Below are 14,672 nucleotides of genomic sequence, written 5' to 3' on the forward strand. Positions count from 1 at the left end.
ACTGCAGGGGGGACCCTGTGGGAGAGTAGGACGCCGCCGAACAATTTTTCAGCTCCGGTCCCTGAACCTCTGGTTCAGGGACCGGAGCTTTTTTGTTCTCACGGTGCAGTGCGGCGCGTTACTTCATGTTCACTTCACGTGGTCAGGCTCCGTGACATGGCGACAGTGGAAACGCTCAGGTCGGCCGGTGTCCGCGAAGGCGACGAGGTGGTGGTGCCGGCGTACGGCAGCCCCGAGGTCGCCCGGGCGGTCGTGGAGCTGGGAGCGCTGCCGGTCTTCGCCGACGTGGACGCCGACAGCCTCTGCCTCGACCCCGCCGCGGTGGCCGACGCGGTCACCCCGCGTACGGCGGCCGTCGTCGCCGTACACCGCTTCGGACGGCCGGCGGACATGGGCTGGATACGCGAGACCGGGCGGCGGTACGGTCTGCTGGTCGTCGCCGCCGACGAGCCCGGTGCCGGGCGGCCGGGCCAGGACGACGTACGGCGCAGGCAGGACCGGGCCGCCTACCTGGACGGGCGGCTGACCGGCGTGCTGACGCCGTCCGCCGTCGCGGGCCACACCTACGAGCAGTACGTCGTGCGGGTTCCAGGCAACGGACGGCCGGACCGCGACGCCTTCGCGCGGGCCCTGCGCTCCCGGGGTGTCGCGTGCCGCGTGCCCGTACAGGCGCCTGTGTACCGCATGCCGGGGCTGCGGCGGGACGTGTTCCTGCCGCAGACCGAGCGGGCCGTGGACGAGACGCTCGCGCTGCCGGTGCGCTTCGAACTGTCTCGACGCGAACTGCAGAAGATGGCCGCCGCCTGCAACGCACTCGGCGGACTACTGCGACCGGCGCCGCAACCGGCGTTCTGAAAGTCCCTTTTGTGGGGGAGCGGTGTGCGTTTCGCAGGCACTCTTCCGGGTGAGCGCTTCTTGATTCGGTTTATCGGACGAGTTCGGGTAGAGTTTTCCTCGTTGCCGCGCCCCAATAGCTCAGTCGGCAGAGCGTCTCCATGGTAAGGAGAAGGTCTACGGTTCGATTCCGTATTGGGGCTCCAGAGGGAAAGGCCCCCGCCGAACGGCGGGGGCCTTTCCCGTATGCGGCGGAAAGGGAGGGGCCGACGGGCCCCCGGGTCACGCGTCGAGCGGGACCTCGGGGACGCGCATGGCGAGGATGGCCATGTCGTCGGACGCCGGTTCCGCGGCGAAGCGCTCCACCGCCCGCAGGATGCGCGCGGCCACGGCGCCGGCGGTCAGACCTGTACAGGTCGTCAGCACGTCCGTGAGACCGTCGTCACCCAGCATCCGGGTGCCTTCGCGGCGCTCGGTGACGCCGTCGGTGACGCACAGCAGGACGTCGCCCGGGTCGAGCGTGACGGTCTGCTCGTACAGCTCCAGGTCTTCCATGACGCCCAGCAGGGGCTGCGGCTCGGCGGCCGGCTCGACCGTGCCGTCCTGGCGCAGGCGCAGCGGCAGCGGATGGCCCGCGCAGACGACCTTCAGGACGGCGCTGCCGTCGCGCTGCGGCCACAGTTCGCCGTACAGCAGGGTCAGGAAGCGGCTGCGGGCGCCCTCGTCGAGGATCGCGGCGTTCAGGCGCTCCAGGACGGCGGGACCGCCGAAGCCCTCGCGCGCGAGCAGGCGCAGCGCGTGCCGGGCCAGGCCGGTGACCGCGGCGGCCTCCGGGCCCGTACCGCAGACATCACCGATGGCGAAGCCGTACGCGCCGTCGCGGATGGGGAAGAGGTCGTAGAAGTCACCGCCGACCTCGTTGCCCTCGCCGGCCGCGCGGTAGATGACCTCGACCTCGACGCCCGGGACCTCGGGCAGCTCCGGGGGCAGCAGGCTGCGCTGGAGGGACTGGCTGATGGCCGTGCGCTCCGAGTACAGGCGCGCGTTGTCCAGGGCGAGCGCGGCCCGGCGGGAGAGGTCCTCGGCGAGTTCCAGGATCTCCTGGCGGAAGTGTTCCTCGCTGGGCTTGCCGAGGGTGAGCATCCCGATGACGCGGTTGCGGGCGACCAGGGGCAGGACGACGGTCTCGCCGCCGACCGCCGAGGCGGTGGCGAGGGTGGCGCCGGGGCCCTTGGAGGGGCGGGCCGAGTTGCCGAGGCCCAGGCTGCGCAGGGAGGTGCGCAGGGCCGCGTCGTGGGCGGCGTCGGTCGGCGCGTTCCACAGGCGGGCGCCGGGCGTGGGCACCGGCTCGGGCGGCGCGACCTTCATCAGGAGCGACTTGAGGCCGTCGATGCGGTCCTCGTCCTCGTGCAGGACGTACGACAGCTCCGGCTCGGAGGCCTGGTCGGCGACGGTGTACACGGCGCACCAGGTCGCGAGGGTGGGGACGGTCATCTGGGCCATCAGGGCCAGCGTCTGGTCCCGGTCGAGGGTGCCGGCCAGCAGGTCGGACGCCTCGACGAGGAAGGAGAGGGAGCCGCGGCGCAGCCGCTCCAGCTCGGTCAGGCGGGCCCGTTCGACGGCCAGCGCGATGCGGTCGGCGGCGAACTGGAGGCGCAGCGCCTCCTCGTTCGTGTAGCGGCCGGGAGCTTCGGCGGCGACGCCCAGGGAGCCGGTCAGGCGGCCCTCGACCTTCAGGGGAACCGTGACGACCGAGCGCATGCCCGTACCGGAGAGCAGCGGCACGGCGCCCGGTACGGCGGTCAGGTCCTCGTGGACGGCCGGCATCCGGGCGGAGCCGTACCGTCCGGAGCCCGCCTCGACCGGGACGCGGGCGAAGCGCTGGCGGGCGGAGGGCAGGCCGGTGGAGGCCCGTACCTCCAGCTCGGTCTCGTCGTCGGTGGCCAGCAGGAGGTACGCGGCGTCGCCGTCGAGCATGTCGCGGGCGCGCTCGACCGTGCGCTGGAGCAGGCCGTCCAGGTCGTCGGGGGCCGGCGAGCCGATGAAGACCTCGAACGGGTCGGCGGGGCCGCGGCCCTCGGGCGGCTGGGCGGCCTGGTCGGGGGCCGGGGTGCGCAGCGGACTCTGCAGGACGGCGCGCTCGTGGTCGCGCACCAGGAGGCAGACCGTGTACGGCTCGCCGTCGGCGTCGCGGACGCGCAGGTGGGAGGCGTACACCGGGACGACCCGGCCGTCGGCGCCCCGTATGCCGTAGGACCCCTCCCAGCGGGAGAGCTGGAGGGCCTCGGCGATGCCGGTGCCGGTGCCGGGGGTGTGCGGCCAGGCCGCGAAGTCGGTGAGCGGCTTGCCGGCGACCTGCTCGGGGTCGTACGCGAAGAGGTCCCGGGCGTCCTCGTTCCAGAAGCTGATGCAGCCGCCGCGGTCGACCTGGACGACGGCGACGCGGACCCGGCTGTCGGCGACCGGCAGGGCGTCCACGGGCAGGGCGGGGCCCGCCGAGCGGGTGCCGGCCGGGCGCTCGGGCAGGTCGAGCTGGAACCAGACGTGCTTCTGGGAGGCGGTGTACTCCACGCCCCAGCGGGTGGCCAGCGCGCCGCACAGCAGCAGCCCTCGGCCGCCCTCGCGGTCCGGATGGGCGAACGCGCGGCCGGCGTTCTGCAGCGGGATCTCGCGCTCCGGATAGCGGTCCGCGACCTCGATGCGCACCCCGCCGTCCGAGCGCAGGCACAGTACGTCGGCGGCGGTGCCCGCGTGGACGACGGCGTTGGTGACCAGTTCGCTGGTCAGGACGACGGCGTCGTCGACGATGTCGCCGTAGCCCCAGCCCTGGAGGGTGTCGCGCACGAAGGCGCGGGCGGTGGCGACCGAGCGGCCGACCGGCTCGAACGTGGCAGCGGCCCGCGCGGTGATCACTGGTCTCCTCATGCGTGTGTCGGTGATCTGCTCTCCCACCATGGCGGCGCCCCTCCGAAAGCCTGGTGTGCTCGCCCACTGCCCGTGCTGGACGGCCAGGGCGGGTGGACAGCCGGATGCCAGGTTACTTACCTTCGCCGCGCGTGCGGATGCCGGTCACGTCTGTTTGCGCCCCGATCGTGCTCCGGGACGGTATGCGATGCTGCCGAACTGTTATGGCCTGGTTGGGCCATGGTGAAACACTGGGCAAGCTCAAAGAGAAGGCCCGGGTAGAACGGTCGACCCTGCGGGAGGGACACGGTGGAGTCTGGCGCAGCGGCGCGGGGCACGAGCACGCGCGCGAAAGGCGGACGTTCCCGGAGCAACGGGACGACTGAGGTGGATACGGCTGCGCTGAACCGGCTGCTGGCTGCACTCGTCTCGATGCGGGACGGGAATTTCCGTAAGCGGCTGACGGTCTCCGGCGACGGAGTGCTGTCGGAGATCGCCGCTGTCTACAACGAGGTGGCGGACCGCAATCTGCACCTGACGGGAGAGCTGGCGCGGGTGCGCCGGGTCGTCGGCCGTGAGGGAAAACTCACGGAACGGCTGGAGGCCGGGGCCTGTGAGGGCTCCTGGGCCGCGGCCGTGGACGCCTCGAACGCCCTGGTCGACGATCTCGTACGGCCGGTGTCCGAGGTGGGCCGGGTGCTCTCCGCGGTGTCCGAGGGCGACCTGGAACAGCGGATGGACCTGCGCTCGCGCGGCACGGACGGGACCTCGGCGCATCCGCTGCGCGGTGAGTTCCTGAAGGTGGGCCGTACGGTCAACGGCCTGGTGGACCAGCTCTCGGCCTTCACCGACGAGGTGACGCGGGTCGCCAGCGAGGTCGGTACGGAGGGCAAGCTCGGCGGGCAGGCGCGGGTGCGCGGCATGTCCGGGTCCTGGAAGGACCTGACCGAGTCCGTCAACACGATGGCGTCCCGGCTGACGGCGCAGGTGCGGGACATCGCGCTGGTCACCACCGCGGTCGCCAAGGGTGATCTGTCACGCAAGGTGACCGTGCATGTCGCCGGCGAGATGCTGGAGCTGAAGAACACCGTCAACACGATGGTGGACCAGCTCTCCTCCTTCGCCTCCGAGGTCACCCGGGTGGCCCGCGAGGTCGGTACGGAGGGTGAGCTGGGCGGCCAGGCGCAGGTGCCGGGCGTCGCGGGGGTCTGGAAGGACCTCACGGACTCCGTCAACCTGATGGCCGGCAACCTCACCGCCCAGGTGCGCGGGATCGCCCAGGTGACCACGGCGGTCGCCAACGGCGACCTGTCGCAGAAGGTCACGGTCAGCGCGCGCGGCGAGGTCGCGCAGCTCGCCGACACGATCAACACGATGACCGAGACGCTGCGCACGTTCGCGGACGAGGTCACGCGGGTCGCCAACGAGGTCGGTGCCGAGGGCCAGCTCGGCGGGCAGGCGCAGGTGCCGGGCGCCGCCGGTACGTGGAAGGACCTCACCGACTCGGTGAACAACGCCTTCCGCAACCTGACGGGTCAGGTCCGTGACATCGCGCAGGTGACGACGGCGGTGGCCAACGGTGATCTGTCGCAGAAGGTCACGGTCGACGTCGCGGGCGAGATGCTCGAACTGAAGAACACCGTGAACACCATGGTGGACCAGCTTTCCTCGTTCGGCGCCGAGGTGACGCGCGTCGCGCGCGAGATCGGCGTCGAGGGTGAGCTGGGCGGCCAGGCCGCCGTACCGGGCGCCGCGGGCACCTGGAAGGACCTCACGGACTCCGTGAACACCGCCTTCCGCAACCTGACGGGTCAGGTGCGCAACATCGCGCAGGTGACGACGGCGGTGGCCAACGGTGATCTGTCGCAGAAGGTCACCGTCGACGTGTCCGGCGAGATGCTCCAGCTGAAGAACACCGTGAACACCATGGTGGACCAGCTTTCCTCGTTCGCCGACCAGGTCACCCGGATGGCCCGGGACGTGGGTACGGAGGGCCGGCTGGGCGGTCAGGCCCGGGTGGACGGCGTCAGCGGTACGTGGAAGGAACTGACCGACTCCGTCAACTTCATGGCGGGCAACCTGACGTCCCAGGTGCGGCAGATCGCCCAGGTGACGACGGCGGTCGCGCGCGGCGACCTGTCGCAGAAGATCGACGTCGACGCGCGCGGCGAGATCCTGGAGCTGAAGAACACCATCAACACGATGGTCGACCAGCTCTCGGCCTTCGCGGAGCAGGTCACCCGGGTGGCCCGCGAGGTCGGTACGGACGGCAGGCTCGGCGGCCAGGCGCAGGTGCCGGGCGTCGCGGGGGTCTGGCGCGATCTGACCGACTCGGTGAACGGCATGGCCGGCAACCTCACCGCCCAGGTCCGCAACATCGCGCAGGTCGCGACGGCGGTGGCCCGCGGTGACCTGTCGCAGAAGATCGACGTGGACGCCCGGGGCGAGATCCTGGAGCTGAAGAACACCCTGAACACGATGGTCGACCAGCTCTCCTCGTTCGCCGACCAGGTGACGCGCGTCGCCCGCGAGGTGGGCACCGAGGGCATCCTGGGCGGCCAGGCCGAGGTGCAGGGCGTCAGCGGTACGTGGAAGGACCTCACCCAGTCCGTCAACTTCATGGCGAACAACCTGACGTCCCAGGTGCGCAGCATCGGCGAGGTGACCACCGCGGTCGCGCGCGGCGACCTGTCGAAGAAGATCACCGTCGACGCCAAGGGCGAGATCCTCGAACTGGTCACGACCGTGAACACGATGGTCGACCAGCTCTCCCTGTTCGCCGAGCAGGTGACGCGCGTCGCCCGTGAGGTGGGTACGGAGGGCCAGCTCGGTGGCCAGGCCCGGGTGCCGGGGGTCACCGGCATCTGGAAGGACCTGAGCGACAACGTCAACCTGATGGCCAACAACCTGACCATCCAGGTGCGCAACATCTCCCAGGTCTCGGCGGCGGTCGCCAACGGCGACCTGACCAAGAAGGTCACGGTCGAGGCGCGCGGCGAGGTCGCGCAGCTCGCCGACACGGTCAACACGATGGTCACGACGCTGTCGTCGTTCGCCGACGAGGTCACCAGGGTGGCCCGTGAGGTGGGCACCGACGGCATCCTGGGCGGCCAGGCCCGCGTACCCGGCGTCGCCGGTACGTGGAAGGACCTGACCGAGTCGGTGAACTCGATGGCCAACAACCTGACCGGCCAGGTGCGCAACATCGCGATGGTCACCACGGCCATCGCCAAGGGCGACCTGACCAAGAAGATCGACATCGACGCGCGGGGCGAGATCCTGGCCCTGAAGACGACCATCAACACGATGGTCGACCAGCTCTCCTCCTTCGCCGAGCAGGTCACCCGGGTGGCCCGCGAGGTGGGGACGGACGGCCAGCTGGGCGGTCAGGCGCAGGTGCGGGGCGTGGCCGGCACCTGGAAGGACCTGACGGAGTCGGTGAACGAGATGGCGGGCAACCTGACCCGCCAGGTGCGGGCGATCGCCGCCGTCGCCGCGGCGGTGACGCTGGGCGACCACAACGTCCGGATCGACGTGGACGCGGCGGGCGAGATCCTGGAGCTCCAGGACAACGTCAACACGATGATCGCCACGCTCCGCGAGACCACCCTGGCCAACGAGGAGCAGGACTGGCTCAAGGGAAACCTGGCCCGGATCTCCGGTCTGATGCAGGGCCGCCGCGACCTCAAGGACGTGGCGACGCTGATCATGAGCGAGCTGTCCCCGGCGGTCTCGGCGCAGCACGGCGCGTTCTTCCTCGCCGCGCAGCCCGGCGACAGCAACGAGATCGGTGCGGACGGCGGCGAGCCGGGCGCCTACGAGCTGCGGCTGATGGGCTCGTACGGCTACTCGATGGGCAGCATGCCGACGACGTTCCGGCCGGGGGAGACCCTGATCGGCACGGCGGCGGAGGAGAAGCGCACCATCCTGGTGGAGAACGTGCCCTCCGGCTATCTGAAGATCGCCTCCGGGCTCGGCGAGGCGCCGCCGGCCAATGTGATCGTGCTGCCGGTGCTCTTCGAGGACAAGGTGCTCGGTGTGATCGAGCTGGCCTCCTTCCAGCCGTTCACGCAGATCCAGAAGGACTTCCTCAGCCAGATCGCGGAGATGATCGCGACCAGCGTCAACACCATCTCCGTCAACACCAAGACCGAGGTGCTGCTCAAGCAGTCGCAGGAGCTGACCGAACAACTCAAGGAACGTTCCGGCGAGTTGGAGAGCCGCCAGAAGGCGCTGGAGCTGTCCAACTCCGAACTGGAGGAGAAGGCCGAGCAACTGCGCGCGCAGAACCGCGACATCGAGGTGAAGAACACCGAGATCGAGGAGGCGCGGCAGGTCCTGGAGGAGCGCGCCGAGCAGCTCGCCGTCTCGATGCGCTACAAGTCGGAATTCCTGGCGAACATGTCGCACGAGCTGCGGACGCCGCTGAACTCGCTGCTGATTCTCGCCAAACTGCTCGCCGACAACGCGGAGGGGAATCTCTCCCCGAAGCAGGTCGAATTCTCCGAGACCATCCACGGCGCCGGTTCCGACCTGCTCCAGCTCATCAACGACATCCTGGACCTGTCGAAGGTCGAGGCGGGCAAGATGGACGTCAGCCCGACCCGTATCGCGCTGGTCCAGCTCGTCGACTACGTCGAGGCCACGTTCCGGCCGCTGACCGCGGAGAAGGGACTCGACTTCTCCGTACGGGTCTCCCCGGAGCTGCCCGCCACGCTGCACACCGACGAACAGCGGCTGCTCCAGGTGCTCCGCAACCTGCTGGCCAACGCGGTGAAGTTCACCGACAGCGGCGCCGTCGAGCTGGTCATCCGGCCGGCCGGCGACGACGTGCCGACGGACATCCGCGAGCACCTGCTGGAGCACGGCGCGCTGCGCGAGCCGGACGCCGACATGATCGCGTTCTCGGTGACGGACACCGGCATCGGCATCGCGTCCAGCAAGATGCGGGTGATCTTCGAGGCGTTCAAGCAGGCGGACGGCACCACGAGCCGCAAGTACGGCGGTACGGGCCTGGGCCTGTCCATCAGCAGGGAGATCGCCCGGCTGCTCGGCGGCGAGATCCACGCCGCCAGTGAGCCGGGCCGCGGCTCGACCTTCACGCTCTACCTGCCGTACAACCCGGGCGGGCTGCCGCCGCAGGGTTACCCGCAGCTGGTCGCGGGCGGGCTCGCGATGGACGCCGAGGCGCGCGACGCGGAGCTGGGGCGGCAGGCCGCGGAGGACGCCGTGCAGACCGGCGTCGCGCCGTCCCGGGGCAGCGGTCCGGGGATCGCCCGGCGGCGCCGCCGGGCGGCCGCCGTCGAGACGCCGCGGCCGGAGCTGCCGGCGGCGCCCGCGCCGGCGGCGCCGCAGCCCGCGGAGGAGCCCGCGCGGACGCATGTCGAGGAGCCCTGGATCGGCAACGGCCAGGACCTGGTGTCGGCCGGGTTCGACGGCGGCTTCCACGGCGAGAAGGTGCTGATCGTCGACGACGACATCCGCAACGTGTTCGCGCTCACCAGCGTGCTGGAGCAGAACGGGCTGTCGGTGCTGTACGCGGAGAACGGCCGGGAGGGCATCGAGGTCCTGGAGCAGCACGACGACGTGGTGCTCGTCCTGATGGACATCATGATGCCGGAGATGGACGGCTACGCGACCACGGCCGCGATCCGGCGGATGCCGCAGTTCGCCGGGCTGCCGATCATCGCGCTGACCGCGAAGGCGATGAAGGGCGACCGGGAGAAGAGCATCGAGGCCGGGGCGTCCGACTACGTGACCAAGCCGGTGGACACCGACCACCTGCTGACGGTGATGGAGCAATGGATGCGCACGCGGTGACACGTTCGTCAAATGAGGCTCGTAAGGTTCCCCGCATGTTGACTCAGTGTGGCCGACCACGTGTGGGAGAGCGGTATTCGGGGAACCTTCTGGTCTCTCGCTGCGTTTGTGCTACGTGCACAGTGACATCGCGGTGACAGGGTGTGGCGACAGGCGGGGTGCGGCTACGATGACCGGCACAAGGACGGGCGGCATGACAGAGCCGTCCCCTGGGGCGGCGTCCGGTTCATTGCCGGGGCGAGGAGGACGGGCCATGGTGCAGAAGGCCAAGATCCTCCTGGTCGATGACCGGCCGGAGAATCTGCTGGCGCTGGAGGCGATCCTCTCCGCGCTCGATCAGACACTGGTGCGGGCATCGTCCGGGGAGGAAGCGCTCAAGGCACTGCTCACCGACGATTTCGCGGTGATCCTGCTCGATGTGCAGATGCCGGGGATGGACGGGTTCGAGACGGCCGCGCACATCAAGCGGCGCGAACGCACCCGCGACATCCCGATCATCTTCCTGACCGCCATCAACCATGGCCCGCACCACACCTTCCGTGGTTACGCGGCGGGAGCGGTCGACTACATCTCCAAGCCGTTCGACCCGTGGGTGCTGCGCGCCAAGGTCTCGGTCTTCGTCGAGCTGTACATGAAGAACTGTCAACTGCGGGAGCAGGCGACGCTGCTGCGGCTGCAACTGGAGAGCGGCCGTGCCGCGGCGGACGAGGCCAGGGAGCCCGCGGGGCTGCTCGCCGAGCTGTCCGCCCGGCTCGCGGCCGTGGAGGAGCAGGCCGAGGCGCTGTCCAAGCAGCTGGACGAGTCGGCGGACGCGGCGGCCATCGCGACCGCGGCCCATCTGGAGCGCAAGCTCACCGGACTGCGGCGGGCGCTGGACGCCCTGGAACCCGGCACGGGCAACGCCGCCTCCTGACGCGGCGCCCTGCGGCGCCGCCTGGCGCTCCAGTCGCCTGCCGGGCGGCCTGCGGGCCACGGCGGCGGGTTGCCGCCCCGGCGCGGCTCTGACGGCCCATCACCAGCCGTGTGCGGTGCCGGTGTCGTGGGCCGTCGGCGTGAAGTCTCCGGTGCGGAGCGCGACACGAATGGGTGAAGGGCCGAGCGCTCGTGTCACTGTGGCCGTCGCCTGTAATCTCGTCACCATGGCCTCACGTACGTCCGGCAAGGGTTCCCAGAGCACGGCGGGCCCCTCGAAGCAGCGCGCCGGACAGCCCGGGGGCGCCGCCAAGAAGGCCGCCGCGAAGAAAGCACCGGCGAAGAAGGCGCCGGCTCCGGCCAGGAGGGCGCCCGCCAAGAAGACCGCACCGGCCAAGCGCGCGCCGGCGAAGAAGGCGGCCGCCAAGAAGGCGCCGCCGAGACCCGCGCCGTCGCCCACCAGCGGCGTCTACCGCCTGGTGCGGGCCTGCTGGCTCGGGCTGGCACACGCTGTCGGCGCGATGTTCCGCGGCTTCGGGCGCGGTGCGAAGAACCTGGACCCGGCGCACCGCAAGGACGGGGTGTCGCTGCTGCTCCTCGGCCTCGCCCTGGTCATCGCGGCCGGCACCTGGTCCAACCTCAGCGGCCCGGTCGGCGACCTCGTCCAGTTGCTGGTCACCGGTGCCTTCGGCCGCTTGGACCTGGTCGTACCGATACTCCTCGGCGGCATCGCGCTGCGGCTGATCCGGCATCCGGAGCAGCCCGAGGCCAACGGGCGGATCGTGATCGGCCTGACCGCCCTGGTCTTCGGCGTCCTGGGCCAGGTCGCGATCGCCTGCGGGTCGCCCGGCCGGGGCGACGGCATAGCGGCCGTGCAGGACGCCGGAGGCTATGTCGGCTGGGCCGCGTCCAAGCCGCTGATCTTCACCGTCGGCCAGACCCTGGCGGTGGCGCTGCTGGTGCTGCTCACCGTCTTCGGCCTGCTCGTCGTCACCGCCACACCCGTCAACGCCATCCCGCAGCGGCTGCGGCTGCTCGGCGCCCGGCTGGGCCTGGTCGAGGTGTACGAGCCCGAGCCGGTCGCCGTGGAGCCGGAGGAGTACGCCGAGGACCGGCGCGACCGGTCCGGGCGGGGCGCGCGGCGCGCCGTCGGCCCGGCTCCCGTGGACGATCCGGACGCCATAGAGGAGGCGGCGCTGGCCAAGCGCCGCCGCGGGCGCCGTACGCCCCTGCAGCCCGCCGACCGTCCCATGGACGCGGTCGACGTGGCCGCCGCGGCCGCCGCCTCGCTGGACGGGGCCGTCCTGCACGGCGTCCAGCCGTCGCCCCTGGTCGCCGACCTCAGCAGCAGCATCTCCGGCGAGCGCCGTGACGGGGAGGACGGCGACGGTGAGCGTGGCGACGACGAGCGGCCCACGCCCGGCAGGAAGCAGGACAGCGGCGCGGTGCCGCCCGCCCGCGGCCCGGGCCGGGACGACACGGACAAGCCCTCGGGCCCGGTGCCGGACTTCACGAAGCCCGCGCCGGAACCGCCCGGCGAGCTGCCCTCGCGGGCCGAGCAGCTACTGCTGTCCAACGACATCACCTACGCGCTGCCGTCGCTGGACCTGCTCACCCGCGGCGGCCCCGGCAAGACCCGCAGCGCGGCCAACGACGCCGTCGTGGAGTCGCTGACCACCGTCTTCCAGGAGTTCAAGGTCGACGCGGCGGTCACCGGCTTCACCCGCGGCCCCACGGTCACCCGCTACGAGATCGAACTGGGCCCCGCGGTGAAGGTGGAGAAGATCACCGCGCTGGCCAAGAACATCGCGTACGCCGTCGCCAGCCCGGACGTACGGATCATCAGCCCGATCCCCGGCAAGTCCGCGGTCGGCATCGAGATCCCCAACAGCGACCGGGAGATGGTCAACCTCGGCGACGTGCTGCGCTCGGCGGAGTCGGTGGGCGAGGACCACCCGCTGCTGGTCGGCCTCGGCAAGGACGTCGAGGGCGGGTACGTCTCGGCCAACCTGGCGCGGATGCCGCACATCCTGGTGGCCGGCGCGACCGGCTCCGGCAAGTCGTCCTGCATCAACTGCCTGATCACCTCGGTGATGGCGCGCGCCACCCCCGACGAGGTGCGCATGGTGCTGGTCGACCCCAAGCGCGTCGAGCTGACCGCGTACGAGGGCATCCCGCACCTGATCACCCCGATCATCACCAACCCCAAGAAGGCCGCCGAGGCCCTGCAGTGGGTCGTGCGCGAGATGGACCTGCGGTACGACGACCTGGCGGCCTACGGCTACCGGCACATCGACGACTTCAACGCGGCCGTGCGCAGCGGCAAGGCGAAGCCGCCGGAGGGCAGCGAGCGCGACCTGTCGCCGTACCCGTATCTGCTGGTGATCGTGGACGAGCTGGCGGACCTGATGATGGTCGCGCCGCGCGACGTGGAGGACTCCATCGTCCGCATCACCCAGCTCGCGCGCGCCGCCGGCATCCACCTGGTGCTGGCCACCCAGCGTCCCTCGGTGGACGTGGTGACCGGTCTGATCAAGGCGAACGTGCCGTCCCGGCTGGCGTTCGCGACCTCCTCGCTCGCCGACAGCCGGGTCATCCTCGACCAGCCCGGCGCGGAGAAGCTGATCGGCAAGGGCGACAGCCTGTTCCTGCCGATGGGCGCGAACAAACCGGTGCGGATGCAGGGCGCATTCGTCCAGGAGGACGAGGTCCAGCAGGTCGTCCAGCACTGCAAGGACCAGATGGCGCCGGTCTTCCGGGACGACGTCACCGTCGGCACGGCCAGGAAGAAGGAGATCGACGAGGACATCGGCGACGACCTGGACCTGCTGTGCCAGGCCGCTGAGCTGGTGGTTTCCACCCAGTTCGGGTCCACGTCCATGCTCCAGCGGAAGCTGCGGGTGGGCTTCGCCAAGGCCGGGCGGCTGATGGACCTGATGGAGTCGCGCAACATCGTCGGGCCGAGCGAGGGGTCCAAGGCGCGCGACGTCATGGTCAAGCCGGACGAGTTGGAGGGCGTACTGGCGGTCATCCGGGGGGAGACGCCTTCATAGCGGCTGCTGTTCTCCGCAGCCGTCGTCCGGGGATGTCCATCGGACGCGCGGCGACGGCGGAGGAAGTCCAGGAGTCACGCTCCAAGTTCACTCGTACGGGCGGTCCGAAGCGGCTGTGGGAGATCGAAAGCAACCGTTTCCTCCGTCGCTACGTCAAGTTGAGGGAGGTGGTGGAAGGATGGTGCAGCATCGGCAACCGGACCGGGCGTCCGGCGGCCTCACCCGGCCTTCTGATGGCGTACAAAGTCCGCTCTTCCGCTTGCCCGACCCTTTCGGTACACCCCTAGACTGAACCTCCAGCAGGTGGCTCACGCTCGAAAGGCGCCCACGTGTCCATCGGCAACTCCTCCGAAGACGACCGGCCCTCCATCGGCCACGCCATCCAGCAGGCCCGTATCGCGGCGGGACTGACCGTCGACGAGGTCAGTACCACCACCCGGGTGCGCGTGCCCATCGTGCAGGGCATCGAGCAGGACGACTTCTCCCGGTGCGGCGGCGACGTCTACGCGCGGGGGCACCTGCGTACGCTCGCACGCGCCGTCGGGCTCGATCCGGAACCGCTGGTCGCGCAGTTCGACGGAGACCGCGGCGGCCGTCCCGAGCCGACCCCCGCGGCGCCGCTCTTCGAGGCCGAGCGCATCCGGCCCGAGCGGGGCCGCCCGAACTGGACGGCGGCGATGGTCGCGGCCATCGTCGTGGTCGTCGGCTTCGTGGGCTTCACCCTCTTCAGCGGCGGCGGCAAGGGGAGCGCGGTCGCCGAGGGGGAGAACACCGTCGCGCCGGTGCAGCCGACCAAGCCCGCCGCCGGCAAGTCCGGCAAGACCGCCAGGCCCAGCACCGTCCCCGGCCCCGGGCCCTCGGAGAGCGCCATCGCGGGCGTCCCGAAGGACAAGGTCACCATCAAGATCACCGCGAAGGACGGGCAGAGCTGGATCTCCGCCAAGGACGCCAACGGCCGGCTGCTGGAGGACGGCCTGCTCAAGAAGGGCGAGTCCAAGACCTTCACGGACAAGAAGCGGATCGACCTGGTCGTCGGCAACGCCGGCGTCGTGCAGCTGTTCGTCAACGGCAAGGAGGTCGAGAAGGTCGGCGACAAGGGAGCGGTCGAGCGGCTGAGCTACTCGGCGGGCCCGCAGGCGGGCTGACCAG

The 14,672-nt window shown here is 70.8% G+C and carries 6 protein-coding genes and 1 tRNA gene; 6 read left to right on the forward strand and 1 reads right to left on the reverse strand.

What is annotated here, in order from left to right:
- Positions 1-156 precede the first annotated feature (156 nt).
- Entirely contained in the window at positions 157-855 is a 699-nt protein-coding gene (locus AB0A97_RS29940) for a DegT/DnrJ/EryC1/StrS family aminotransferase (protein WP_361155649.1), read from the forward strand.
- Between the two features lie 109 nt (positions 856-964).
- Positions 965-1,040, forward strand: a tRNA-Thr gene (locus AB0A97_RS29945).
- Positions 1,041-1,116: 76 nt separating this feature from the next.
- On the opposite strand, the gene AB0A97_RS29950 is transcribed toward AB0A97_RS29945, so the two are convergent.
- Positions 1,117-3,759 (reverse strand): SpoIIE family protein phosphatase, encoded by a 2,643-nt coding sequence (locus AB0A97_RS29950; RefSeq protein WP_361155651.1) that lies wholly within the window; start codon positions 3,757-3,759, stop codon positions 1,117-1,119.
- Between the two features lie 288 nt (positions 3,760-4,047).
- Here AB0A97_RS29950 and AB0A97_RS29955 point away from each other — a divergent pair, with 288 nt between their 5' ends.
- The 4 genes from AB0A97_RS29955 (at position 4,048) to AB0A97_RS29970 (ending at position 14,668) form a co-directional block, all read left to right on the forward strand.
- Complete coding sequence (locus tag AB0A97_RS29955) at positions 4,048-9,558, forward strand: HAMP domain-containing protein (protein ID WP_361155653.1); 5,511 nt, start codon at positions 4,048-4,050, stop codon at positions 9,556-9,558.
- A 253-nt stretch (positions 9,559-9,811) separates the two neighbouring features.
- On the forward strand, positions 9,812-10,471 hold the full coding sequence (locus AB0A97_RS29960; RefSeq protein WP_031008240.1) for a response regulator: 660 nt from the start codon (positions 9,812-9,814) through the stop codon (positions 10,469-10,471).
- A 226-nt stretch (positions 10,472-10,697) separates the two neighbouring features.
- Positions 10,698-13,523: a DNA translocase FtsK gene (locus tag AB0A97_RS29965; RefSeq protein ID WP_361155655.1), complete on the forward strand. Its 2,826-nt coding sequence runs from the start codon at positions 10,698-10,700 to the stop codon at positions 13,521-13,523.
- Between the two features lie 329 nt (positions 13,524-13,852).
- Positions 13,853-14,668 (forward strand): RodZ domain-containing protein, encoded by an 816-nt coding sequence (locus tag AB0A97_RS29970; protein WP_361155657.1) that lies wholly within the window; start codon positions 13,853-13,855, stop codon positions 14,666-14,668.
- Positions 14,669-14,672: the final 4 nt, after the last annotated feature.

The sequence above is a fragment of the Streptomyces sp. NPDC045470 genome (assembly GCF_040646595.1).
Taxonomy (GTDB): Bacteria; Actinomycetota; Actinomycetes; order Streptomycetales; family Streptomycetaceae; genus Streptomyces.

What these genes read in the sequence shown, in the direction of transcription:
- AB0A97_RS29940 (WP_361155649.1), top strand. Translation starts at nt 157, where the DNA reads ATGGCGACAGTGGAAACGCTCAGGTCGGCCGGTGTCCGCGAAGGCGAC.
- AB0A97_RS29950 (WP_361155651.1), bottom strand. Translation starts at nt 3,759, where the DNA reads ATGAGGAGACCAGTGATCACCGCGCGGGCCGCTGCCACGTTCGAGCCG.
- AB0A97_RS29960 (WP_031008240.1), top strand. Translation starts at nt 9,812, where the DNA reads ATGGTGCAGAAGGCCAAGATCCTCCTGGTCGATGACCGGCCGGAGAAT.
- AB0A97_RS29965 (WP_361155655.1), top strand. Translation starts at nt 10,698, where the DNA reads ATGGCCTCACGTACGTCCGGCAAGGGTTCCCAGAGCACGGCGGGCCCC.